We start from the raw sequence: 24,227 nt of genomic DNA, 5'->3' as shown, positions 1-24,227 counted from the left end.
GCACCAAGGTTTGGGCAATGACGACACAAAACCCTATCGAAGTGGCACGTGAAACCCTGAAGCAGCTGTCCACGCGGAAACTGCTGCCGACGCCGGAAAACTTCGAGCGGGTTTACCACGAGTTGACGCAAACCCCGATGGTGCGCGACAACAAGCTGGCCGTATTGCTATTGCGGGCGCTGGAAACCTTGCCGCAGGACAACGTCCAGGCCAAGGTCACCCTGTCGCGCCTGCGCCAGGCCCTGGACGAAAGCCGCTGGGAGCAGGCGCCGCAGCTCGTCATCGATTTCCTGCGCGGCAGCTTCGCCACCCAGCAGCTGTCGCAAAGCTGGGGCCTGCTGATCCAGAACCTGATGCGCAGCTGGGAAACCCGCCAGCCCGACCTGCCGCAACACCACAAGCAAAGCGCGCTGGAACGCGTGCTGATCAATTACGGCAATCAGCCGGAAGAACTCAACCAGAAACTGACCGCGCTGCTGCAAAACTGGAACGCCGCGCCCTCCCTCCGGGAAACCACCCCGCAGCCGGATGGCGCCGCGGATGCGGCGGATACCGGCGCGCCCGCCGCCGTTTCCGACAACTGGCTGTCGTGGCAGCGCACGCTGGCTTTCGCGCTCAAGCACGGACTGGAGCCGCGGCTGGCCAGCTACCCCGATCTGGTGGACTGCCTGGAAGGCCTGCTCAAGGAGCTGGACGGCGTCGCCGACGACGCCAGCCTCAACGCCTTCATGCCCAAGCTCAGGGCCTTCATGATCAAGCTGGAGCTGCAGTCGCAGCAGGAAGGCCGCCTCGCCTCCGGGCTCACCAACCTGTTGCGGCTGATGCTGGACAATGTGGCGGAGCTGAACCGCTCCGACGAATACCTGCTGGGCCAGGTCAGCTCGCTGCAGGAGCTGCTCACCCACGAACCGCTGTCGATGCAGCAGGTCTACCAGCTGGAAACCAGCCTGAAGGAAGTGATACGCAAGCAAGGCATGCTGAAAAGCTCGCTGGACGAAGCCGCCAGCTCGCTGCGCGCCTTGCTCGACCGCTTCGTCAGCCGGCTGGCGCTGATGACCGACAGCACCGACGAGTTCCACGCCAAGATCCAGACCCACAGCGAAAAGCTGAAGCAAACCAGCAATGTCGACGACCTGGGCGGCATCATCAGCGCGCTGATGGAAGACACCTCGATGATGCAGCTCGACCTCACCCGCTCGCGCGACGAGCTGATTTCCGCCAAGGAGCAGGTGGAAGCCGCCGAGCACCGCATCCACGAACTGGAAAACGCGCTGGAGGCCGCCAGCGCCAAGGTGAAGGAAGACCAGCTGACCGGCGCCTACAACCGCCGCGGCCTGGCCGAATATTTCCAGCGCGAGATCGGCCGCGCCGAGCGCACCGCGGCGCCGCTGTCGGTGGCGCTGATAGATGTCGACAACTTCAAGCAGCTGAACGACCGCTATGGCCACCTGGCCGGCGACGACGCGCTGAAATACCTGGTGGACACCATCAAGCACAGCCTGCGCCCGGCCGACATCGTCGCCCGCTTCGGCGGCGAGGAATTCGTGATCCTGATGCCGGACACGCCGGAGAACGAAGCCATCCTGACGGTGCAAAGGCTGCAACGCGAACTGACCAAAACCTTCTTCCTGGCCAACAACGACAAGCTGTTGATCACCTTCAGCGCCGGCGTCGCCCGCTGGCATCTGGGCGAACAGGAAACCGACGTGCTGGAGCGCGCCGACCACGCGATGTACCAGGCCAAGATCAACGGCAAGAACCGGGTCTGTTCCGCCGAGGAAGCGCTGGAGTAAGCAGACGCGGCCATGCGGAAGCGGGCAGGCGGCTCAGCCGCCTTTTTTCATGCCCTTGCCGGCGGCGGCGCGCTGGCGCCGCACTTCCTTGGGGTCGGCCAGCAGCGCGCGGTAGATCTCCACCCGGTCATGCTGGCGCAGCGGCGCGTCCGGCTTGACCGCCTTGCCGAAGACGCCCAGCTTCAGCGTGGCCATGTCCAGCTCCGGACACTGCGCCAGAATGCCGGACTCGGCCGTAGCCTGCGCCGCGGTGGCGCCTGCCGGCAGCCGCAGCGGCACCAGCCACTGCCGGTCCGGCCGCGCGTACGCCACTTCCACCTCCAACGTCTCAATCATTGCCGTACTTCCTGTCCGCTTCCTGGATGAAGGCGTCCACCAACGAACCCGAAATATGGCCGAACACCGGGCCGATCAGCTTCTCCAGGATGCGGCTGGAAAACTGGTAGCGCAGGCTGAATTCTATCTTGCAGCCGAAATCGCCCAGCGGCTTGAAGCGCCACAAACCCTCCAGCGACTCGAAAGGCCCGTCGACCAGCTCCATGTGGATGGACTCGTTCTCGACATTGCGGTTGCGGGTGGTGAAGTGCTGGCGCACCTTCAGGTAGTCGATGTGCAGGCTGGCCACCACCTGCCCCTCACCGCGCGACAACACCTCGGTCTTGCCGCACCAGGGCAGGAAACGGCTGTAGTGTTCGATATCGTCCACCAGCGCATACATCTGCGCCGGCGTGTGCGCCACCAGGACGCTTTTTTCGACATGCTGCATCGGCAAAAACCCGGCGCGGCCGGGGTCTCGGATCTGACAATCAAGCCGCAATTCTAGCAAAAACCGCCCCGCTCCGCCTTGGCGGCGGCCGCCAAGACGATATCTTCACGTCAAACCACTGAAAAGGCACGACTTTGGTTGCGCGCCGGCTTCTGCTACAATGGCGGATTCAAAGGAACCCGCCACACATGAGCATCATCCAGAACCGCAAGGCTTTCCACGACTACTTCATCGAGGAAGAACTCGAGGCCGGGCTTGTGCTGGAAGGGTGGGAGGTCAAGGCGATCCGCGCCGGCCGCGTGCAGCTGAAGGAAAGCTACGTCGACTGGAAAAACGGCGCCTTCTGGCTGATAGGCTGCCACATCACCCCTCTGCAATCCGCTTCCACCCACGTCAATCCCGACCCGGTGCGTCCGCGCAAGCTGCTGCTGTCGCAGGCCGAGATCAACCGTTTCATCGGCAAGGTGGAACGCGCCGGCTACACCATGATGGCGCTGGACCTCCACTACTCCAAGGGCAACGTCAAGGCCAATGTCGGCTTGGCCAAGGGCAAGAAGCTGCACGACAAGCGCGATACCGAGAAAGACCGCGAATGGCAGCGCGAGAAACAGCGCGTGATGAAGAGCCACCGGGGCGCGGCATGAAACGCGGCGCCGCCCTGCCCATCGCGCTGATCTGCCTGGGATGCGTCTGGCTGCTGAAAAGCACCGCCCTGCTGCCCAACACCACCACCCTGCTCGCCCTGCTGCTGTTCGCGGCGGGCGTGCTGCTATTGGCGCAGGACGGGTTCAACAAATCCACGCTGGTGACCAGCCCGATGCTGGCCTACACCGGCGCCGCCGTCTACGCGGTCGATCAGCTGGGCCTGCGCGTCAGCCACTTCGCGGCGGTGGGCATGGTGCTGATGGGCGTGCTGATGCTGGTGGCGCGCAGCGACGGCATACCGGAACGCCGCGAACCCCCGCGCCGGCTGCCGCCGGGCGACGACTGAGCGCACGCCGCCGCCAGTCTGAAAGACAAGTTTTTTTTCAAGCATTGACGATAATGGCTGTAACGGCCTGCATTACTTTTCAAGGATAGGCATGGACAAGATCCTCATTCTCGACTTCGGCTCCCAGGTCACCCAGCTGATCGCCCGCCGCGTACGCGAAGCTCACGTTTACTGTGAGCTTCATTCTTTCGACATGCCCATCGAAGAGATCAAGGCCTTCGCGCCCAAGGCCATCATCCTGTCCGGCGGCCCCAATTCGGTGTACGAATCCGACTACCAGGCCGACCCCAAGCTGTTCGAGCTGGGCGTGCCGGTGCTGGGCATCTGCTACGGCATGCAATTCATGGCCCAGACCCTGGGCGGCAAGGTGGAAAGCGGCGACAAGCGCGAGTTCGGCTACGCCCAGATCAAGGCCCGGCACCACTCCAAGCTGCTGGAAGGCCTGCAAGACCAGATCGATGACGCCGGCAACGGCTTCCTCGACGTGTGGATGAGCCACGGCGACAAAGTCACCACGCTGCCAGCCGGCTTCCAAGTCATCGCCGAGACCCCGTCCTGCCCGTACGCGGCGATGGCCGACGAGGCCCGCGGCTTCTACGGCGTGCAGTTCCACCCGGAAGTCACCCACACCAAGCGCGGCACCGAGATGATCCACCGCTTCGTGCTGCACGTGGCCGGCTGCAAACCCAGTTGGACCATGCCCAACTACATCGACGAAGCGGTGAAGAAGATCCGCGACCAAGTCGGCGACGAGGAAGTCATCCTCGGCCTGTCCGGCGGCGTGGACTCCTCGGTGGCCGCCGCGCTGATACACCGCGCCATCGGCGACCAACTGACCTGCGTCTTCGTCGACCACGGCCTGCTGCGTCTGAACGAAGGCAAGATGGTGATGGAAATGTTCGCGCAGAACCTGGGCGTCAAGGTGGTCCATGTGCAGGCCGAAGCCGATTTCATGGCCAAGCTGGCCGGCGAAAGCGACCCGGAGAAGAAGCGCAAGATCATCGGCGCGGAATTCATCGAAGTGTTCGACCGCGAATCCGGCAAGCTGACCAACGCCAAGTGGCTGGCCCAGGGCACCATCTACCCGGACGTGATCGAATCGGCCGGCGCCAAGACCAAAAAGGCGCACACCATCAAGAGCCACCACAATGTGGGCGGCCTGCCGGAAGACATGAACCTGAAGCTGCTGGAGCCGCTGCGCGAGCTGTTCAAGGACGAAGTGCGCCAGCTGGGCGTAGCCTTGGGCCTGCCGCACGACATGGTCTACCGCCACCCCTTCCCGGGCCCAGGCCTGGGCGTGCGCATCCTCGGCGAAGTGAAGAAGGAATACGCCGACCTGTTGCGCCAGGCCGACGCCATCTTCATCGAAGAGCTGCGCAACACCGTCGACGAGAAGACCGGCAAGAACTGGTACGAGCTGACCAGCCAGGCCTTCGCCGTGTTCCTGCCGGTGAAGTCGGTCGGCGTGATGGGCGACGGCCGGACCTACGACTACGTCGTCGCATTGCGCGCCGTGGTGACCAGCGACTTCATGACCGCGCACTGGGCCGAGCTGCCGTACAGCCTGCTGGGCCGCGCGTCCAACCGCATCATCAACGAAGTGCGCGGCATCAACCGCGTGGTCTACGACGTGTCCGGCAAGCCGCCGGCGACCATCGAGTGGGAATGATTCCGCGTCTCGCAATCGCTGGCGCGGACTAGCGCCAAGCCCCCCCTGAAACCCGCATTCGTGCGGGTTTTTTCATGCCTTCGTCTGGCAATGACTGGCAAGAATTGGCAATGCCAAGCGCTTAATTGTCGTGGCATCGCAGTCGGCATGCTTGTTTCGTGACGCCACGACCTTCGTTATGCCATGCCAAGCCAAACCGGCCACGCAAGAAACACATTGCTGCGGAGAAATCTCCAGCCCTCGGGCAGCCCAATGAGGCTCTTGGGGTGTCTAGGAAAGGACAAGCGATTCAGTTATTCTCCACCACCAATGGTATTTTCATGGTATTGGCTGGAGGCGCTGCCGCTTGACTGGCCAACACCACCAAGAGCGCCTGTAGCGACTTCATGGCATCGGCGTTGCGCGCCTGTCGGGCCCGGGGGATTGCCGCTGCGCGGGCTACTGAAACATCAAACCAAGGAAACGAGTCATGTGGAAATCGACGGCCGCCGCCCTTGCCCTGCTGATCCTCGCTGGCGCTGCCAGCGCTGGCGAACAGAGCGCCTGCGAACGCCTGCTGCGGAAATTGGGCCCGCAACTCGCCGACGCCAGTTGCGTCGAAAGCCCCGACCTGACGACTCGCAACTCCAACACCACGCCAGCCAACGACTCGCTGCCCGGCCTGCCGCCTTCGGCGTTCATGCCGCAAGCCGACCGCGACATACTCGTGGCGGATCCCGCCCACAGGCCGCCGATCAAGAAGGCGGTCCCCGGCTTGCAGATTCAGGCCCGTTTCGCCAAGGATCCGCTGGGGCAGGCGCGCTTCCTGCTGCGGCTGCCCAAGGACTGGAACGGCCGCCTTGTAGTGGCCGGCGCCTCCGGCGCCCGCAGCGAATTCAACGGCGACTTCGTCTGGAGCGATTACGTGCTGCAGAAAGGCTATGCCTATGCGTCGCAAAACAAGGGCGTGCTCAGCGCGTACGCGAGCACGGCGGCGGATCCGCTGGCCTGCCGCACTGGGACGCCGGACAATCCCCACTATGTCCACTACTACGACGATGATCCAGGCCAGGAATTCACCCGCTGGCGCGACTTCATGGTGATGGCTTCCGACTTGGCGCGCCGCGGCGTAGAGGCGCAGTATGGCCGCAAGCCGCGCTATACCTATGCGGTCGGCGCGTCGAACGGCGGCTATCAGGTGCGCCGCGCGATCGAAACCGCGCCGGAATCCTTCGACGGCGGCGTGGAGTGGGCCGGCACCTTCGTCGATCCCCGCGGGCCGAATCTGCTGACTGGCCTGCCTCCGGCCCTCCTCAACTACCCCGACTATCTCGCCTCCGGCCGCTCGCCCACCAGCACCGCCGCCTTGAACATCCTGGCGGCCGGCTATCCGCCCGATCTCGTAGCCGATACAGCAAATGGCCGGGTCTCGCTATGGGGCAATCACCATGACTCATTCTGGGAGCCCACGCAATGCCAATGGCAAAAGCGCCTGGATCCTGGCTACAACACCTATGGCGCCGGGCCGGACAGGTACAACTACTTGGCGCGGCTGTCCGCCTCGAAGGTGGGCGCCAATGTGGCGGCCATCGCCACCGACGGCAAGATCAAGCGTCCGCTGATCACGGTCGCCGGCACGATGGATGCGTTGCTGCCCATCGACCTCCATGCGCGTGCCTATGCGCGGCAGGTTGCCGCGGAGGGCGGCGAGCACGCCCAAGCCTATCGCCTCTACGAGATCCAGAACGGCAATCACGTCGAGCGCTACGCGAGCCTGTTCCCGCAGCTTGAGCTGGTCGAGCCGCACGCGCAGCGCGCCTTCGACTTGCTGGTCCGCTTTGTCGAACAGAAAACGCCGCTACCGCCCGGCCAATGCGTCGCTCGCGGCGGCACCATCGGCGATGCGCCTGCGCAGCCGGGGCACTGCCCAAATTTGCTGGCGCCTTGAGGCGTCCGCCATCAGGGTTTGCGGGTCAATGTCGCGAGGCATGATCGCTAGCGTGTTTAAAGGAATGCTGAAATGTTGAAAGCCACCGTCGGGAAGAAGCCAACCACTTCTTTCCGGACGTTCATTGGCGTAGGGATGGCGCTGTGCCATCTGACGATGAGCGCCGACGCTCGGGCCGACGACAACACCATCAGATGGCAAATGCCGGGCAATCCGCCGGTCACCATCACCGACGGCCCCGACAAGGGCCAGGGGTACGCGGACGTGTTTCTGCGATATTTCATTGAGCGCGCGCCCGAGTACAACAGCGTGATTGAACGCGCCAGCTTGGCGCGCGTCTCCGGCCTGATGAAGCAGGGAGAGCACGTTTGCCAGCCTAGCCTGCTCAAGACAGTAGAGCGCGAAGCGTATATGGAATTCAGCGACCCGGTCGAATTCGTGCTGCCGTATTACATCGTAATGCGATCGGATCGGACGGCCCGCCTGAAGGCCTACCGCGATGCCGACGGCGCCATAGACATCGCCCGGCTGATGCATGACCTATCGTTGACCACGGTCCGCCAAGAGATGCGGGGCTACCCGCCCGTCGTTCTGTCAGCCTTCACCGCGGCGGCCGGGCAGAAGAACATCCTCCAGACGAGCGCCGACGACGTGGGGCCTTTCAGCCAGCTGGCCAGCGGATGGGTGGACTACATCATCGCCTATCCGGACGAGGTCTATTGGTTCGCCAGGCACTTGAAACTGCCGACATCAATCAAGTTTGTTTACTTTCCCATCGCCGGCCACCCCAAATACACGATCGGCTATGCGGCTTGCACCAAGGGCGCTTGGGGACGGAAGATCGTCAAGCGGGTCAATGAAATCGTTGCCAAAGCCGGCAGACGTCCCCCGTGGATCGACGCCGAAGCCCGCTTGCTTGATCCGGAAGCGGCCAAACGCTACGAGGAGGTCTACGCCCGCTATTCTCCGTTCCGCAGGCAGGCCGACTAAACATGGATGCCAATCGCCAGGCAAAGGATAACGCCCAATCGCGCAACTCCCCTTTGATTTTCATGCCGCAGCGCGGCCTCGCGCGGCGCATGCTGGTCTGGATCATCTGCATCAGCACGACGGCGGCGCTGATCGCGACCTCGGTGCAATTGTTCTTCGACTACCGCAGCGATGTGTCCGAACTCGAGCAGGGCATGCGCTACATCGAGCAGAGCCAGCTGCCTGGCCTGGCCGACGCGGCCTGGAACTTCAACGTCGCCGGCATGCAGGTGCAGCTCGACGGCATCGGCCATTCCCCCTGGGTCGCCGGCGCCACGATCCACTACGGCCCCAGCCAGTCGGCCGCGCTGACAACCGGGCAGCTGGATGCTGACGCGGGGAGGCTCTTCAAGTACGTCTTGCGGCGCAACGGGGTGGTCGTTGGCAAGATCTACATCGAGCCCAATCTGCACACGCTCTATAGCCGCACCCTGGATCGCATTGGCATCGTATTGGCGACGCAGGGCGGCAAGTCGCTGGTGACTTCGATCAGCATCCTCTTGCTGATTTCCTGGATGATCACGCGGCATTTGACCCAGATGGCGGAGTTCGCCAGATCCTTCGAGCCGGGCAAGAGTTTCACGCCTTTTGTGCTACGCCGGCGCCCGCAAGGGCTGCGCGATGAGCTGAGCGTGCTGGTCGATGGACTCAACGATGCCTATGCCCGACTCCAAAAAGCGCACGAATTCCAGGTGCGCCACAACGAGATCCTGAGCCAGCAAGTCGAACTGCGAACGGCCGAACTGCTCGAAGCCCACCAGCAGCTGGCCCTGCTGGCCGTAACCGACAAGCTGACCGGCACGGTCAACCGCCGGGGCCTGGACGAGGTGTTCAAAAACGCCATGGCGCTGGCCGACCCTGACAGCCGTCCGCTTGCGATCATCCTGACCGACATCGACAGCTTCAAGTCCGTCAACGACAGCCGCGGGCATCTGGCGGGAGACGCCCTGCTTCAGGAATTCACCGGCATCTTGAATCGCGTGGTGCGGGCGACCGACACCGTGGGTCGCTGGGGCGGCGAAGAATTCCTGATTCTTTGTCCTCAGACCACTCTGGAACAGGCCTTGCGCCTGGCCGAGCACATGCGCGCCAGTGTGCAGGCGCATGCCTTTGCCGGGATAGGCAGCAAGACCAGCAGCTTCGGCGTCGCGGTTCTGCGCCAGGGAGAAACTGCGGACGATCTGGTGAGGCGGGCAGATGAAGCCCTGTATCAGGCCAAGAAGAGCGGGCGCAACAGAGTCTGCTCGGAAGCCCCGGATATCGTGAGCTGAACGTGAAAGAGATTCGGGTTCGCATGCGACGCAGAGCGTCGCGCTCCTAGCGCCCAAGCCTGGACTTCATGTAGGCCGCCTTTCATCGCGCCGCCTGAGTCCAAATGAAAATCCGGGTGCCGCGCGCAAGACCAATCATCAAACGGGAATCCATCCCTTCGCTCCGCCACCTCACCGCCCCGCTCCCGCGGGGCGTTTTTCATTGCCGGCTCCGCCAGGCTTGGCTGGCTTGTTCGCCGCCGCGCCTCAGCAAGATCAACACCATCAGCGCCGACAGCAAGGCCAGCGCTCCGGCCAGCAGCGCCCGCACCGGCAGGCTGCGCCATCCCAGCTGCGGCCCCTGCGGCAAGGCCGTCGTGAACAGGGCCGGCATGATGGTGAAGCAGATGGCGGCCGGCCAGCCGCCATCTGCCGCCTAAATCCCAGGTGCTCATGGAGCGGCTATTGTCCATGGCTGACGCCGCGCCGCCTATCGATGCCAGGGGAATATTATTATTCCCGCGGGATGCGATTCCCGCGCTAAACTGGCGGCCATGCAAACCAACCGCCCCGGCTCGCGGCGCCGCGCTTTCGCAGCGATGCGCCGACGGGGCTTTTTACAGCGGCCGGCCGATATCGGCGGCCCCAGCACTCCGTGATTGCCCATGACTGACTCCCGCTCGACAACCCTCACCCGCGCCGACTACCAGACCCTGGGCCTGGCGGCGCTGGGCGGCGCGCTGGAAATCTACGATTTCATCATCTTCGCCTTCTTCGCCACCACCCTCAGCAAGCTGTTCTTCCCGCCGCACATGCCGGAATGGCTGCGCCTGCTGCAGACCTTCGGCATCTTCGCCACCGGCTACCTGGCGCGGCCGCTGGGCGGCATCCTGATGGCCCATTTCGCCGACCGGCTGGGCCGCAAGCGCATCTTCAGCCTGACCATCCTGCTGATGGCCGGCCCTTGCCTGATCATCGGCCTGATGCCCACCTACACCGACATCGGCATCGCCGCCCCGCTGCTGCTGCTGGCCCTGCGCATCCTGCAGGGCGCGGCGGTGGGCGGGGAGGTGCCCAGCGCCTGGTCCTTCGTCGCCGAGCATGCGCCGCTACAACACCGCGGCTACGCGCTGGGGGTGCTGCAGGCCGGCCTGACCTTCGGCTACCTGCTGGGCGCGCTCACCGCCACCATCCTCGCCCGCGTGTTCACGCCGCAGGAAATGCTGGAATACGGCTGGCGCATCCCCTTCCTCCTGGGCGGGCCCTTCGGCCTTCTCGGCGTGTGGCTGCGCCGCTGGCTGGCCGAAACGCCTATCTTCCTGGCTATGCGCAGCCGCCAGGCGGAACAGGTCAGCTACCCCTTGCTGACGATCCTGAAGGAACACCGCGCTACCCTGCTGCCTGCGGCGCTGCTAACCTGCGTGCTCACCTCCGCCGTGGTGGTGCTGGTGGTGGTGACGCCCACATTGCTGCAGCAGCGCTTCGGCATGAGCGCCGACCATGCCTTCGGCCTCAGCAGCATAGGCATCGTATTTCTCAACCTGGGCTGCATCGTCGCCGGCCACGCCTGCGACCGCATCGGCCACCGCCGCAGCCTGCTGCTGTACAGCCTGTTGCTGCCGCTAGGCGTGGGGCTGCTCTACGCCTGCCTGATAGATGGCTGGGGCTGGCCGGGCCTGGCTTACGCCGTCGCCGGGCTATGTTGCGGCATCGTCGGCGTGGTGCCATCCATCATGGTGGCCATGTTCCCGGCCAAGGTGCGCGTATCCGGCATTTCCTTCACCTACAACATCGCCTATTCGATCTGGGCCAGCGTCACGCCGCTGCTGTTGATCGCCGCCATGCCCTGGAGTCCGTGGATCTGCGTCGCGTATTGCGCGGCAGTGGCGCTGGCGGGCATGTCCTGCGCCCGCGCCGCGCGGCCTGCACGGGAACCTTCGCTGGACGAAGCGCTCTACCAACGCGGATGAACCGCTTGACCAGGCGGTTTGACGCGGCCGCACCAGCCTGTTAGCTTGGTTTGACGCGGCCGGTCCACGCCGCGTCTGCGTTTTGAGTTGTCTTCTTTCATCATTGCCAGGAGGTCGCCATGTCGAATGCCGCCATCGCCAAGGAAAAAGAACAGCTGCTGGATGACGTACGCCAGGTTTTGGCCAGCACCGAAGAACTGATCGACGCCGCCGCCGACGACGGCAGCGCGCACAGCAAGGAATTGCGCAAACGCCTCAGCGAAAAGCTGGGCACCGCCAAGGCCAAGCTGCGCGACGCCGAAGTCGCCGTGGTCGGCAGGGCCAAGGAAGCCGCCAAGGCCACCGACGAATACGTGCACGAAAACCCGTGGAAATCCATAGGCATCGCCGCCGGCGTGGGCTTCCTGCTGGGCATGCTGGTCTCGCGCCGCTGACCGGCATGTCGGAACCGACCCGCCCGCCCCGTCCCGGCACCCTGCGCTCCTTCGCCAACGGGGCGGCGGCGCTGCTGCTCACCCGCGCCGAACTGATGGCGCTGGAGGCGCAGGAATGGAAGGACGACATCGTCGGCAATCTGCTGCAAGGCATGCTGGGGGTGGTGTTGCTGGGCTGCGGCCTGATCGCCGCGGTGCTGGCGCTGTGGGCGCTGACGCCGGTCGAATGGCGGCTGGCGGTGATGGCCGGTCTGGCCCTGCTGCTGGGCGGCGCCGGTGCCGCGCTGCTGCTTGGCCTGCGGCGCAAGCTGCGCGAGCAGCCGGCGCCGTTCGCCGTCACCCTGGAAGAGGCCCGCAAAGACTGGGCCGCGCTGGGGCCGGGGGGGGAGCGGCCATGACGCCGCAGGACCGCGCGCTGAAAAAACAGCTGCTGGTGATGAAGGGCGAAGCCCTGCGCGTCAAGCTGAAGCTGGAAAAACAGAAATTGCTGGAGCCGCTGCGCTGGGCCGGCGAGGGTTTCGCGCTGTGGCGCGCCCCTGGCCAGCTAGGCGCCGCGCTCGATATTCTGGGCAAGCTGCTGCCGAACGAAAAGCTGGGCCGCTGGCTCAAAGGCGGCGGCCGGCTGCTGGCCGCCTGGCGTCTGTTCGGCCGCTGGCTCAAGCGCTGAGCGCGCGGCCCGTCTCCCGATCAGGCGTTCGCCGCGCCGGCATCCGCCGACACATTGATATTCACATCCATCTGGCCGTTGAGCGCCGCCATCGCCTCAGGACCGCCCTTCAGGATCTTGTCGACATCCTCCAGATCCTTGTCCGCCCGCTTCATATCGTCTTTCAGGTCGCGCGAATTCGGGTCTTTCTGAGTTTGCAGCTGCTGCGCCATCTGCTTGATGAAGGCCTGCACCATCTTCAGCACCTGTCGGATCTGCTCGATGTCCGGATCGCCGGCCACCGGGTTGCCGTTGGCCAGCATGTTGCGCAGCGCCGCCTGCGGGTCGACATTGCCGGAATCTCCCTGCGCGTCGGTCTGCCCGGGGGCTTGCGCGTTCGCATTCGCGTCGGCCGCCGACGCCTCCTGCGCGGTGTTCTGGCCGGACGCGGCTTGCTGCGCGTCGGCTCCGTCAGCGGCGGCAGGCGCCGCCTGGGCCGACGAAGCCGCGGCGGCCGCCTCCGCGCTTGCCGCCTGCGCGTCCGAGTCGCCTCCAGAGCCCGCATCCGAACCTGCGGAAGCCTCGGCGGCGGAAGATGCCGCGGCCCCGCCGGACGCCTGATCCCCGCCCACATTGACCGCCATCTGCTGGTCGGCCGCGTTCTGGGTCATGCTGCTGACCAGGTCTTTCAACTCGCGCGCCAGGCGCGCCAGCTGGGTGGCAAGCGCCCGCAAACTCGCCTTGTCGCGGGTGACCATCATCATCTGGCGCAGCGCATCCGCCTGCTGCTTGAGCATTTTTTTCTGGATGTCGTCGGCCTGCGGGCTCTGGCGCTGGGCCGGGCGGTTCAGGTCCACCCGCAGCTTTTGCATGTAGTCCTGCCAGCCGCGGTTCAGCGCCTGCTGCAAATCGTTGGGGGCAGTGGACAGCCGGGCGGCCTGTGACTGGGCCTGGGCGTCGGCGGAGGAAGACGACGGCGCGGCATCGGTGGACGGCTTGGCGGCGATGCTCGTCCTCTGCCACAGATCCAGCCTGGACACGGAGGATTGGGGAGTGATCACGGACATGATTCGGCTTTCTGCTATTTTTCAACTCATATCGGCAACAATTTGGTTTTCTTGATGCCAATCGGCATGTTGGCGGCAACAGCCTGCTCGGCCGCCGGGCGCGCCGGCTTGGTCGCCGCCGCCAAACCGGCGATAATGGCAAGATCCCGCAACCGCATCCGCCCGATCCCGTGACGCTGACCTCCCCCCCGCTTCCTCCCTCGGCCCTCGCCTGGCTGGCCGAACAGGACATCCATTCCCAGCCGCAGCTGCAAGCGCGCGGCGCGGTCACCGCTTTCCTGCTGCTGAAGGCGGCCGGCCATACCGTGACCCGCCGCCTGCTGTTCGCGCTGGAGGCCGCGGCGCGCGGCATCCACTGGCAGCAGCTGGAAGAAAGCGACAAGGCGGCGTTGCTGCGCCGCCTGGCCGAGCACCCGCCGGTGTCCCTGCCCCCTCCGCTGGCGGCAAGCCTGGACTACCTGCGGCAGGCGCGAGAGCTGGCGGCGCAGGCCGCGACCGAGGGCGAGGTGCCGGTCGGCGCGCTGGTGGTGAAGAACGGGGAAATCATCGGCCGCGGCTACAACCAGCCTATCGGCCGCCACGACCCGTCCGCCCACGCCGAAATGCAGGCGCTGCGCGACGCCGCGGCGCGCTTGGGCAACTACCGGCTGGACGGCTGCGACCTGTACGTCACGCTGGAGCCCTGTCCGATGTGCAGCGGCGCCATCCTGCACGCGCGCATCGCGCGGGTGGTCTACGGCGCGCGCGACGCCAAGACCGGCGCGGCCGGCAGCACCGTCGACCTGTTCGCCGATCCGCGGCTCAACCACCACGCGGCAGTGTTCGGCGGCGTGGACGCCGACGCCTGCGCCGAGCAGCTGTCCGCCTTCTTCCGCCAGCGCCGCCAAGATGCGGCGGGAGGCTGAGATGCGTTGCCTCCTCGTCCTGCTGCTGGCCGGCCTCGCCCATTCGTGCCTGGCGGCCGACGACGCCGCCGCGCTGATTCTGCAGGCGCAGACGGCGGCGCCGCTGCAAGCCACCCACCCCAATGCCCGCCATTACGGCGAGCCGTGGATCTGGGTAGGAGTGCGATCGCAGACGCTGCGGCTGCTGGACGGCTGGGGCCGGGTAGAAAAGGAATACGCGGTATCGACCGCGAAAAACGGCGTCGGCGAAATGAGCGGCAGCTACCAGACGCCGCGCGGCTGGCACACGGTCTGCGACAAGATCGGCGCCGGCGCGGCGGAAAACACCATCATCTTCCGCCGCCAGGTGACGCCGTGGAAGTACACGCCGGAACTGCACGCCCAGTATCCGAACAAGGACTGGATCCTGACCCGCATCCTGTGGCTGTGCGGCCAGGAGCCCGGCATCAACCAAGGCGGGGATGTCGACAGCTACGACCGCGCCATCTACATCCACGGCGCCGGCGATCATGTACCATGGGGCAGGCCCAGCTCGCTGGGCTGCGTCCGCATGAAGAACCACGATGTGATTGAACTGTTCGATGCCGCGCCGACCGGCATCGATGTATGGATAGACGAGAACGCCTGATGCACTCCGCACTGACCCTGAGCACCCCCGCGCTGCTGTTCCCCGCCATTTCCCTGCTGCTGCTGGCCTACACCAACCGCTTTCTGGGCCTGGCCGGCATCATCCGCAACCTGTACGAAGAGTACCGCGACAGCCAGGACCCGAAAATCCTGCGCCAGATCGGCAATCTGCGCACCCGCATCACGCTGATCAAGTGGATGCAGTTTCTCGGCATCGGCAGCCTGTTTCTCTGCACGGTGGCGATGTTCCAGGTCTACACCGGCTGGCAGGCATGGGGGGAGATCACCTTCGGCGTCAGCCTGCTGTGCATGATAGGCTCGCTGGCGGTATCGCTGCTGGAATTGGTGCGCTCGTCCGACGCGCTCAACATCCTGCTGTCCGACCTGCAGGCAGAATACGAGCGCCGGCGCTGACTCAGCAGCCGTAGCCGGGGAAATCCTGCGGCGCGTCCTTGCGCGCCACCATCAGGTGCAGCGGCAGCTCCACCCGCCGCGTCTGGCTGGGCGAGCCCCAGGCGCGCGCGATGCGCAGGCTGGCGTCGTCCAGGATGTTCTCCCCCAGCGCCTGCTTGCACAGCTTGCTGGCCGAAGTGGTATTGAGAAAGCCGAGGAAATGCTCCAGCGTCCAGTCGTTGACGATGGAAAAGCTGGGCGCTTTCAATAGCGGCAGCGGACAGCCGCTGCTGCGAAAATCATCCCACAACAGCTGGCAGCGGCTGGACCAGAACGGCTCGATGATCGACCACAGCACGCTGCAGGCGCGGTCTATCTCCGGCGTCACCACGCAGTGGTGATAGCCCCAGGCGGCGAAGATGCCGCCCGGCTTCAACACCCGCCGCACCTCCGGCCAGAACGAAGGATGGTGGAACCAATGCAAGGCCTGCGACACGCAGACCAGGTCGAAGCAGTCGTCGTCGAACGGCGTCACCTCCGCCGGGCATTCGCGGTAATACACCTGGGTGTGCGGTTCGGCCGCAGACAGCTGGTTGGAGCTGATATCGGTGGCGTCCACCCGGGCGAAACTCTGCCCCAAGCGCACCGCGGTCTGGCCGCTGCCGGTCGCGCAATCCCATGCCCGCGCATAGCCGGGGCACAGCGGCAGCAGCCAGCCATACAGCGCCTCCGGGTAGGAAGGACGATAACGCGCGTACAGATCGGCGTACAGGCTGAAGGTGGCGACGGAGGCGGGAGACATATTCATTACTCGTTAGGTAAAAACACTGAAACAATGCCGTGAACATTTTCAGTATGTATGACGCAAGCGTCAGATTTGCAAGACAAAAATCAATATTTCCTCTCCGGCTGCAAGTGGTTGCAGCCAAGCAGCAACACCAAGCCCTCCAATCGGCTTCCCCTGCCCAGCGGCCCGCTCCTCGAGCGCCCGCGCCTTCGCTTTCAGCGCGCAACTTTCTCTTTTCCGCATATCGGCACGCGCTGACAGCCAATACCGCAAATGACATAATAAGAACAATTACATAATTAAAACGATTTTTTACTCCAAATTCAAAGTTTGGAGCCTTCCGTGAAACATGATAATGAAAGTGCACAGCATGCCGACCTTTACGCGCAAGCTTCTTCCCCTTTTGACCCTCAGCGTTCTCGCAGCCTGCGGCGGCGGCGGCTCCGGCAGCTCTGGCAGCGCGCCCTCCCAAAACAACAATGCCTCGGCTCGCTACCATGTCGCCGGCCAGGTGCAAAAAGGGCCATTCATTTTCGGCTCGCAAATCTGGATTTCCGAGCTGGACGACAAGCTGTCGCCGACCGGCAAAGTCTATATGACGCAAACCAAGGATGACCTGGGCAACTTCGGCATTCCCGGCTCCGTCAACACGAAACTGGTGGAGCTGACCGGCAGCGGCTATTACATGAACGAGTTGACCGGCACGCTATCCACCGCGCCGGTCACTCTGAATGCGGTGGCAGACCTGAGCGTGTCCAAATCGCTGACCATCAATCTGCTGACCACCTTGCAAGCGCCGCGCTTGAAGGCATTGATGGCTGGCGGCAGCGACTATCAAACCGCATACAACCAGTCGCGCAACGAAGTGCTGGCGGTATTCGGCATAGATCCCGCCAAAGTCGACAGTCTCGGCTCATTGTTCGATATGCGCATCAACGGCAATGCGGATCAAGACTCCATCTTGCTGGCAACCTCTGTCATTCTATCTCAGGCAGCGAAAAATCAGGCTTTGCAAGCCAATACCGATACTGCCGAACTGTCCCACCTGATCAGCACCATCGCCAGCGACCTAGCCAATAACGGCAAACTGTCCTCCCAATCGCTGCAAGATCAACTCTCCGTTGCCGCCACCCAGATCGACTTGGACGCGGTAAGGAGGAACGTCGAAACCTATTACACCAAGCGTGGTATCCAACTGGTCGCGCCCAAGTTTGAAGAATGGATCGACAAAGACAACAGCCAGACCATTCCGCGCAGGCTTGTTCCCACTAGCGGCTTGTCTTTCCAGGACAGCGCCGACGCCAATCCGGAGCAGATCTACTCCAGCAACGCAGTGAAAATATCTGGTTTGAAAGATGGCCAGGCTGCCATCCTGAGGTTGAATGGAACCGGCACGCTTCTGAAGAATGACAAGGCCGTCACGACGGACTCGTTTGTTAAAAACAATGATGTCATACAACTGAAAGATGCCGCGCCATCGTTCAACGAAGAAAAAAGCAATACGGTCCAAATAGGCTCCAGCACCGCCACTTGGAAAATAAAGAGCGCATCCACCCACCTCAGGATTGATGATCAGAACGGTGGCCTGTTCCCCGCCCCCGGCGTCGAGCAAGCCTATATATTTCTTCACCAAAGCCAGTTCATTGCCTTCCGATTTACTCCAAGCGCGGATTTCATCGCCAAATACTCGGGGGTCGATGTCAATGCCGTAGGCGGCGCCGTAGTCTCCAACCTCAGCATCTACTCCGATAACAATAACAACCCTGACCAAGCATTGATCACTTCGAATGAGAAAACCAGCCTGTACAAGAAGTTGATTACCGGAGGCTCGGTCAGAGAGTTCATCCCCAACTCGGTTCAATATCGTCTTGGCTCTAGTGGAGTTCAACTCAAAGCCAATAAGAATTACTGGATAGTGCTAGCGATGACAGTCCCGGACTTTCCCATGGCGGGACTTCAAGGGGGAAAGGGAAAAACATCGCAATATGATGGAACACTGAAACTCAGCAAGAATGGAACGATGTGGTGCTCGCAACCCTCTGAAAGAGACACGCCCTGCTTCAACAATTACATATCGCCAGCATCATTCTGGCTAGCCGATTAAGCCCAACAAAAAAGCCGCCTTTCCAAGGCGGCTTTTTTTCATCCATACCATGCTGACGCATGGCTCAGGATGGTCTTCCCGGCATGCGAATCACAACGCCGCGCTCACCGGAATCTTGCCGATCTTCACCCGCCATTCCGCCGGGCCGGTGTTATGCACCGAGGTGCCACAGGAATCCACCGCCACCGTCACCGGCATGTCCTTGACCTCGAATTCGTAGATCGCCTCCATGCCCAGATCGGCGAAGCCCACCACCTTGGACGCCTTGATCGCCTTGGACACCAGGTAGGCGGAGCCGCCGACGGCCATCAGGTACACAGCCTTGTTGTCCTTGATCGCCTCGATCGCCGCCGGGCCGCGCTCGGCCTTGCCTATCATGCCCAAGAGCCCCGTCTGCTCCAGCATCTGGCGGGTGAACTTGTCCATGCGGGTGGCGGTGGTCGGGCCGGCCGGGCCGACGACTTCCTCGCGCACCGGATCCACCGGGCCGACGTAGTAGATGAAGCGGTTGGTGAAGTCCACCGGCAGCTTCTCGCCCTTGTTCAGCATGTCCACCATGCGCTTGTGGGCGGCATCGCGGCCGGTCAGGATTTTGCCGTTCAAGAGCAGCACGTCGCCCGGCTGCCAGCTGGCCACTTCTTCGCGGGTGATCTTGTCCAAGTCGACGCGCTTGCCGTTGGACGGGTCGTAAGTGATGTCCGGCCAGTCTTCCAGGCTAGGCGGCTCCAGATGCGCCGGGCCGTTGCCGTCCAGGTGGAAATGGATGTGGCGGGTGGCGGCGCAGTTCGGAATCATCGCCACCGGCAAGGACGCCGCATGAGTCGGGTAGTCCAGGATCTTGACGTCCAGCACCGTGGTCAGGCCGCCCAGGCCCTGCGCGCCGATGCCCAGCGCGTTGACCTTCTCGAACAGCTCCAGGCGCAGCGCTTCGACGCGGGACAATTCCTCGCCGGCGGCGGCCTTGGCCTTCAGTTCGTGGATGTCGACGTGGTCCATCAACGACTCTTTCGCCAGCAGCATCGCCTTTTCCGGCGTGCCGCCGATGCCCAGGCCGAGGATGCCCGGCGGACACCAGCCGGCGCCCATGGTCGGCACGGTTTTCAGCACCCAGTCGACGATGGAGTCGGACGGATTCAGCATCACCATCTTCGACTTGTTCTCCGAACCGCCGCCCTTGGCCGCGCAGATCACCTCCACCTGGTCGCCTTCGACGATCTCGAAGTGCACCACCGCCGGGGTGTTGTCCTTGGAGTTCTGGCGCTTGCCGGCCGGGTCCAGCAGCACCGAGGCGCGCAGCTTGTTGTCCGGATGGTTGTAGGCGCGGCGCACGCCTTCGTTGACCATCTCCTGCACGCTGAGCTGGGCGTCCCACTGCACTTTCATGCCCACTTTCAGGAACACCACGGCGATGCCGGTATCCTGGCAGATCGGGCGCTGCCCTTCCGCGCACATGCGGCTGTTGACCAGGATCTGCGCCATCGCGTCCTTGGCGGCGGCGCTCTCCTCGTTCAGGTAGGCCTGGTACAGCGCGTCGATATAGTCTTTCGGGTGGTAGCAGCTGATGTACTGGAAGGCATCGGCGATGCTCTGGATGAAGTCGTCCTGCCGGATGATGGTCATAAGGCTGTCTCGAGAAACCGGGCGCCGAGGCGGCCGCCCGTGAATTACCCCGCCGCCGGCGCCTCGCTCTGCCTGCGCCCAGCGGCAACTAAAAACCTGGTTCTGATTGTAACACTCTCCGTCATGAACTTTGACCCCGGACAAGGCGCGATGCCGGCCATTCTGCGCGGCGCGCCATGAAAAAAGCCGCCCGGCTCTCGCCGCGGCGGCTGCATATTGGCGAAGGCCGGCGCTCACTCGCTGGTGCTGGTGTTCCAGTACGCCTGGCTGATGTAGGGATGGGCGGCCAGCGCGGCGGCGATGCGGTCCAGCTCGTCGGAATCCACCGATGTCGCCAGCAAGGTGGCCGTCATCTCCACCTCGTCGTCGCTGAACGATTCCACGTCCAGGTCGCCCACCGGGTAGTTGGCCTGCTCCAGCAGTTCGCCCACCTGCGCCAGCGCCCGCTTCTGCTCGTCGCGGCTGGCGATCACGCACAACTGATAGGTGACTTCGCTGGTTTCATCGTCGATCGGCCGGCGGTTGATGGAATTCACCACCGGCCGCAGCAGCGTATTCACCGCCAGCACGAACAGCGTGGTGAGCAGCGCCTGGCCCAGCATGCCCGCCCCGGCGCAGGCGCCGGTGGCGGCCGAGCCCCACAGCGTGGCGGCGGTGTTCAGGCCGCGCACGTTCAGCCCTTCCTTCATGATGGTGCCGGCGCCGAGGAAGCCCACGCCGGACACCACGTAGGCCACCACGCGGGAAGCGCTGCCGGCTCCATCCAGTTGCAAGGCCATGTTGACGAAGGCCGCCGCGCTCACCGCCACCAGCGCGTTGGTGCGCAAGCCGGCGGTGCGCTGGCGGTATTGCCGCTCCAGGCCGATCACGGTGCCGGAGACGAAGGCCGTCGCCAGGCAGATCAAGGTATGCAACATGCCGAACAGATCAAGATCGAACAGATTGTGCAGGTTGTAATGCATGCGCCCTCCTGCTTGTTGAATGTTGTTGTCTAAGGTACGTGCATCGTGGCATTCGATGAAAACCACCATGCCCAGGCCCTAATGCGAAAACCGCCCGTAAGGGGCGGCTTCGCACCGCCGGCGCGCGGAATCCGCGTCGCCGGCCACACCTTAACCCGCCTGTCAGTGGGCGAGCAAGGCGACCTCCGCCACCTTGTACACCACCATGATGACCGCCACCACCAGATAGCCGCGCAGCACGCCCATCCACAGACGGTTGCTGCGCGACAGCACCATGGGCTTCAGCTGCGCCAGCGGCGGCATTCGCCAGTTGTGCATGTACAGCTTGCTCGGCTTGGCTTCTTCGGCCAGGTCGGCGCCGGTTTCGGCGTCGCGGCGCAGCTTGACGGTGTGCGCGGCGATCACCACGATGCCGCCGACGATGCCGCCGCCCACCAGGATGTTGATGATGGTCTGGCTGCTGATGTCCGGCCACAGTACGGAAGCGGTCAGGATCACCGACAGCAGTACCAGCACCGCGGCGACGGCGCCGGTGAACAGATTGGTCCAGCGGCCGTTCACCCACGGGCCCAGCACTTCCTTGTCGTTGCACAGCAGCAGCAGGAACACCGATGCGGACGGCAGCAGCACGCCGGCCAGGGTTTGCACCGCGTTGGTCAGCAGGCCCAGCGGCACGCCCGGAATCAGCACCAGCGCGGCGGCGCCGGCGATCAGCAGGAAGTAAACCAGGTAGAAAGCGCGCGCGTCGCTCGGCTTGCGATGCAGCGAGTGCTTCATGTTCAGCACGTCGGCCAGCGCATAGGCGGTGGACAGCGATACCGCGCTGGCGCCGATCAGGCTGGCGTCGATCAAGGCCACCGAGAACAGCACGCCGGCCAGATGGCTGTGGTACTTGCCCAGGCCCGCGGCCACGGCGCCGGCGTCCTGGAAATTGCCGAATTCCGGCTTGCCGGCGAACAGCGCGGCGGCCATGGCGATGATGGCGATGGCGCCGATCAGCACCATCACGATGCCCAGCCACAGGTCGGCGCGCTCGTACTTGATGAAGCGCGGCGTGATGCGCTTGTCGATCACGTAGCTTTGCTGAAAGAACAGCTGCCACGGCGCCACGGTGGTGCCGACGATGCCGATGATCAGCAACATCACGTCGGACAGCTTGCCGCCGGCCGGCATGCCGGGCACGAACAGGTCATGGCCGATCTGCGCCATCGGCGGGTGCACCATCATGAACACCGGCACCAGCAGCAGGCTGAACACCACCAATATCATCGAGAAGCGCTCGAAACGGCGGAAATCGCCGGTACTGGCCGCGGCCATCACCAGCAGCGCGGCCGCCACCACCCCCCACTCCTTGGGCAAGCCCAGGTACTGCAGCGCCAGCGTGATGCCGATGAATTCGGTGACGATGGTCAGCGCGTTCAGCAGGAACAGGTCGATGGCGCTGAAAGCGCCCCAGAATTTGCCGAAGCGCTCCAGGATCAGCCGGGCGTGGCCGACGCCGGTGACCGCGCCCAGGCGCAGCACCATTTCCTGGTTCACATACAGCACCGGGATCAGCAGGATCAGCGTCCACAGCAAGGAGGTGCCGTAGTTCTGGCCGGCCTGCGAATACGTGCTGAAGGCGCCGGCGTCGTTGTCGCCCACCATCACGATCAGGCCGGGGCCCAGGATGGCCAGCAGCGTGCGCAGACGCTGCCAAATGCCCTTGCGAGCCGCCACATCGCCGTGGCGGATGGTGCCGAACGCACCGCGGATGTCGCCGATGTGGGCGCTATCCAGTACAGCTTCGTTTTTGATTGGATTGGTCATTGTCATCTCCCGACCGGCGGCCAAGGGAGGGCCGCCCGTCGTTTTGCAAGCAAACGAAGGCATGCGGGCATGGCGCGGCCTCGCCATCGGAACGGGGCACCAGCCGCCGTCCGCGGCAAACGCGGCATGCGCAAACCTGACTCGGCGCTCCGTGCATGGCGGAGCGCAGTAATCAAGCAGTAACTAGCAACAATGGTATGGGTAGATACGCGGCGGCAGCCCGTATGGCTGCCCAAGATGCGCACCGTCTCGCCTCGCGGCAAGACAGCGGCCATTCAGAATGGAAGCTATGCCTTTGCCGGTCGGCACGACCCTGTCGTTAACCAACTACTACTGCAACTTTCCAAGGCATCAGCCCCCAGTAACGAAAACGCCGCGATGTTAATCCCGCGGCGGAAAACACGTCAACCACCTGATGACATCGCGATTTTGCGGCGCAACAGGCCGGCCGGCAGCAAACTGCCACAAGCCGCCGCGCCGCCTCTCTCAGCAAAAAATTTCATCCCGCAACTGCACTATGCGCGCAATAAAAAGCCAAATCGCCACGGTAATTTTTTGTGAACAAAATGTATTATTTATTTACAAAAGCCTCCCTGCGCGCCGGCCGCAACCGCAAAACCCCCTGCCCCATCGCCACGCCCAGCAGGATCAGGCCGCCGCCGACCCAGTGGTAATGGTGGATGGTCTCGCCCAGCATCGCGCTGGCCATCAAGGCGGTGAACAAAGGCAACAGGTTCATGAAGATGGCGGTGCGGTCGCTGCCCAGCTTCTGGATGCCGTGCATCCACAGATAGGCGGCAAACAGCGAGGAGCCGATGCCGGCGAACAGCACCAGCCCCGCGCCCTCGGCCGGAATGGCCATGCTGCGCGCGGTCAGCGTGAGCGGCAGCAACAGCAGCACCGCCAGGCTGGCCTGCAGATAGAGGTTGACCCAGGAGCCGAACGGCGGCGCCCAGCGCCGCAGCAAAATGCCGTACAGCGCGTAGGACGCCGCGCCGGCCAGGATCAGCCCGTCGCCGATATTGATGCCGTTGGACAACAGGCCGAGCGGATCGCCCTTGCCCAGCAGATACACCACGCCGGACAGCGACACCGCCACGCCCAGCCAGGCCGGCGCGGATACCTTCTGGCGGAACACCGCGGCGTTCAGCAGCAGGCCCAGCAGCGGCACCATCGCGGTGATCACCCCCATATTGGTGGCGCTGGTGCTGTGCGCCGCGTAATAGGCCAGGCACTGGAACATCACCATGCCCAACGCCGACAGCGCCAGAAACTTGCCCAGCCAGGGCTTCAGCTCGCGCGCGCGGCGGCGCACCGTCGGCAGGCAGAACGGCGTCAGCACCAACGCCGCCACCAGCCAGCGGTAAATGGAGATCGCCGCCGGGTCCAGCACGTTCGCGGCGGCTTTGGAGACAATCACGTTGGCGGCCCAGATCAGCACCGCCAGCAGGGGAAACAGCATGGCCATCACAGCCTCC

26 protein-coding genes are annotated in these 24,227 nt (G+C 63.9%); 16 read left to right on the top strand and 10 right to left on the bottom strand.

Translation table 11 applies throughout. The annotated features are described in order from the left end of the window. The first annotated feature begins 17 nt into the window (after positions 1–17). Entirely contained in the window at positions 18–1,793 is a 1,776-nt protein-coding gene (locus U6115_RS07140; RefSeq protein WP_043574234.1) for a GGDEF domain-containing protein, read from the top strand. Positions 1,794–1,826: 33 nt separating this feature from the next. Here the strand turns inward: U6115_RS07140 and U6115_RS07135 are convergent, their stop codons facing one another. Continuing rightward, positions 1,827–2,129: an RnfH family protein gene (locus tag U6115_RS07135; RefSeq protein ID WP_043574231.1), complete on the bottom strand. Its 303-nt coding sequence runs from the start codon at positions 2,127–2,129 to the stop codon at positions 1,827–1,829. Next, positions 2,122–2,559, bottom strand: a complete 438-nt coding sequence (locus U6115_RS07130; RefSeq protein WP_043574228.1) for a type II toxin-antitoxin system RatA family toxin — start codon at positions 2,557–2,559, stop codon at positions 2,122–2,124. Before U6115_RS07130 ends, U6115_RS07135 begins: the two co-directional genes overlap by 8 nt. A 167-nt stretch (positions 2,560–2,726) precedes the next feature. Between U6115_RS07130 and smpB the strand changes: the two genes are divergently transcribed. From smpB to U6115_RS07100, 6 genes are all read left to right on the top strand, one after another. Continuing rightward, positions 2,727–3,203, top strand: a complete 477-nt coding sequence (smpB, locus tag U6115_RS07125; RefSeq protein ID WP_255361852.1) for an SsrA-binding protein SmpB — start codon at positions 2,727–2,729, stop codon at positions 3,201–3,203. Next, on the top strand, positions 3,200–3,550 hold the full coding sequence (locus tag U6115_RS07120; RefSeq protein WP_043574224.1) for a hypothetical protein: 351 nt from the start codon (positions 3,200–3,202) through the stop codon (positions 3,548–3,550). Before smpB ends, U6115_RS07120 begins: the two co-directional genes overlap by 4 nt. A gap of 85 nt (positions 3,551–3,635) precedes the next feature. Then, the gene (guaA, locus tag U6115_RS07115; protein WP_101527465.1) at positions 3,636–5,219 is read left to right on the top strand and encodes a glutamine-hydrolyzing GMP synthase; all 1,584 of its coding nucleotides are present in this window, start codon (positions 3,636–3,638) and stop codon (positions 5,217–5,219) included. Positions 5,220–5,688: 469 nt separating this feature from the next. Further along, the gene (locus U6115_RS07110; RefSeq protein ID WP_043574220.1) at positions 5,689–7,146 is read left to right on the top strand and encodes a 3-hydroxybutyrate oligomer hydrolase family protein; all 1,458 of its coding nucleotides are present in this window, start codon (positions 5,689–5,691) and stop codon (positions 7,144–7,146) included. A 72-nt stretch (positions 7,147–7,218) separates the two neighbouring features. After that, positions 7,219–8,136, top strand: coding sequence for a hypothetical protein (locus U6115_RS07105; RefSeq protein WP_043574218.1), 918 nt, complete (start codon positions 7,219–7,221; stop codon positions 8,134–8,136). Positions 8,137–8,138: 2 nt separating this feature from the next. Continuing rightward, complete coding sequence (locus U6115_RS07100; RefSeq protein ID WP_052258007.1) at positions 8,139–9,446, top strand: sensor domain-containing diguanylate cyclase; 1,308 nt, start codon at positions 8,139–8,141, stop codon at positions 9,444–9,446. 199 nt (positions 9,447–9,645) lie between these two features. On the opposite strand, the gene U6115_RS07095 is transcribed toward U6115_RS07100, so the two are convergent. Further along, entirely contained in the window at positions 9,646–9,819 is a 174-nt protein-coding gene (locus U6115_RS07095) for a hypothetical protein (RefSeq protein WP_155294742.1), read from the bottom strand. Between the two features lie 271 nt (positions 9,820–10,090). Here U6115_RS07095 and U6115_RS07090 point away from each other — a divergent pair, with 271 nt between their 5' ends. From U6115_RS07090 to U6115_RS07075, 4 genes are all read left to right on the top strand, one after another. Further along, positions 10,091–11,395, top strand: coding sequence for an MFS transporter (locus tag U6115_RS07090; RefSeq protein WP_043574216.1), 1,305 nt, complete (start codon positions 10,091–10,093; stop codon positions 11,393–11,395). 119 nt (positions 11,396–11,514) lie between these two features. Further along, positions 11,515–11,829: an ElaB/YgaM/YqjD family protein gene (locus tag U6115_RS07085; RefSeq protein WP_043574214.1), complete on the top strand. Its 315-nt coding sequence runs from the start codon at positions 11,515–11,517 to the stop codon at positions 11,827–11,829. 5 nt (positions 11,830–11,834) lie between these two features. After that, the gene (locus tag U6115_RS07080) at positions 11,835–12,227 is read left to right on the top strand and encodes a phage holin family protein (protein WP_043574211.1); all 393 of its coding nucleotides are present in this window, start codon (positions 11,835–11,837) and stop codon (positions 12,225–12,227) included. Then, entirely contained in the window at positions 12,224–12,496 is a 273-nt protein-coding gene (locus U6115_RS07075) for a hypothetical protein (protein WP_043574208.1), read from the top strand. Before U6115_RS07080 ends, U6115_RS07075 begins: the two co-directional genes overlap by 4 nt. 20 nt (positions 12,497–12,516) lie before the next feature. Here U6115_RS07075 and U6115_RS07070 read toward each other — a convergent pair whose 3' ends face one another. Beyond that, positions 12,517–13,542 carry a hypothetical protein gene (locus U6115_RS07070; protein ID WP_043574205.1) on the bottom strand — a complete coding sequence of 342 codons (1,026 nt, stop codon included), beginning with the start codon at positions 13,540–13,542 and terminating at the stop codon, positions 12,517–12,519. A gap of 26 nt (positions 13,543–13,568) precedes the next feature. After that, a complete protein-coding gene (locus U6115_RS07065; protein ID WP_255361840.1) occupies positions 13,569–13,700 on the bottom strand; it encodes a hypothetical protein in 132 nt (43 codons plus the stop codon). Between the two features lie 12 nt (positions 13,701–13,712). On the opposite strand from U6115_RS07065, the gene tadA reads away from it, so the two are divergent. From tadA to U6115_RS07050, 3 genes are read left to right on the top strand one after another with little or no spacing between them, the layout of a single operon-like run. Further along, positions 13,713–14,447: a tRNA adenosine(34) deaminase TadA gene (gene tadA, locus U6115_RS07060; RefSeq protein WP_052258006.1), complete on the top strand. Its 735-nt coding sequence runs from the start codon at positions 13,713–13,715 to the stop codon at positions 14,445–14,447. Between the two features lies 1 nt (position 14,448). Then, positions 14,449–15,075, top strand: a complete 627-nt coding sequence (locus U6115_RS07055) for a L,D-transpeptidase (RefSeq protein WP_043574202.1) — start codon at positions 14,449–14,451, stop codon at positions 15,073–15,075. Beyond that, positions 15,075–15,488 (top strand): DUF2721 domain-containing protein, encoded by a 414-nt coding sequence (locus U6115_RS07050; RefSeq protein ID WP_043574200.1) that lies wholly within the window; start codon positions 15,075–15,077, stop codon positions 15,486–15,488. The genes U6115_RS07055 and U6115_RS07050 overlap by 1 nt, the downstream gene beginning before the upstream one ends. Position 15,489: 1 nt before the next feature. On the opposite strand, the gene U6115_RS07045 is transcribed toward U6115_RS07050, so the two are convergent. Next, entirely contained in the window at positions 15,490–16,269 is a 780-nt protein-coding gene (locus U6115_RS07045) for a class I SAM-dependent methyltransferase (protein WP_047243471.1), read from the bottom strand. Positions 16,270–16,609: 340 nt separating this feature from the next. On the opposite strand from U6115_RS07045, the gene U6115_RS07040 reads away from it, so the two are divergent. Further along, entirely contained in the window at positions 16,610–18,358 is a 1,749-nt protein-coding gene (locus U6115_RS07040; protein ID WP_146008358.1) for a hypothetical protein, read from the top strand. A gap of 90 nt (positions 18,359–18,448) precedes the next feature. Here the strand turns inward: U6115_RS07040 and U6115_RS07035 are convergent, their stop codons facing one another. The 3 genes from U6115_RS07035 to U6115_RS07025 all read right to left on the bottom strand — a co-directional run bounded on the left by U6115_RS07035 (position 18,449) and on the right by U6115_RS07025 (position 22,749). Beyond that, positions 18,449–19,978 (bottom strand): fumarate hydratase, encoded by a 1,530-nt coding sequence (locus U6115_RS07035; RefSeq protein ID WP_043574196.1) that lies wholly within the window; start codon positions 19,976–19,978, stop codon positions 18,449–18,451. Between the two features lie 233 nt (positions 19,979–20,211). Beyond that, positions 20,212–20,940: an MgtC/SapB family protein gene (locus tag U6115_RS07030; protein ID WP_047237568.1), complete on the bottom strand. Its 729-nt coding sequence runs from the start codon at positions 20,938–20,940 to the stop codon at positions 20,212–20,214. A 162-nt stretch (positions 20,941–21,102) separates the two neighbouring features. Then, entirely contained in the window at positions 21,103–22,749 is a 1,647-nt protein-coding gene (locus tag U6115_RS07025; RefSeq protein WP_043574194.1) for an Nramp family divalent metal transporter, read from the bottom strand. Between the two features lie 237 nt (positions 22,750–22,986). On the opposite strand from U6115_RS07025, the gene U6115_RS07020 reads away from it, so the two are divergent. Then, positions 22,987–23,310, top strand: coding sequence for a hypothetical protein (locus U6115_RS07020; protein ID WP_146008359.1), 324 nt, complete (start codon positions 22,987–22,989; stop codon positions 23,308–23,310). 10 nt (positions 23,311–23,320) lie between these two features. On the opposite strand, the gene U6115_RS07015 is transcribed toward U6115_RS07020, so the two are convergent. Further along, positions 23,321–24,217 carry a DMT family transporter gene (locus tag U6115_RS07015; RefSeq protein ID WP_043574192.1) on the bottom strand — a complete coding sequence of 299 codons (897 nt, stop codon included), beginning with the start codon at positions 24,215–24,217 and terminating at the stop codon, positions 23,321–23,323. Positions 24,218–24,227: the final 10 nt, after the last annotated feature.

Source organism: Chromobacterium subtsugae (assembly GCF_035919665.1).
Taxonomy (GTDB): Bacteria; Pseudomonadota; Gammaproteobacteria; order Burkholderiales; family Chromobacteriaceae; genus Chromobacterium; species Chromobacterium subtsugae.
Note: the sequence above shows the minus strand (reverse complement) of the source record. Positions and strands in the feature narration are given on the sequence as shown.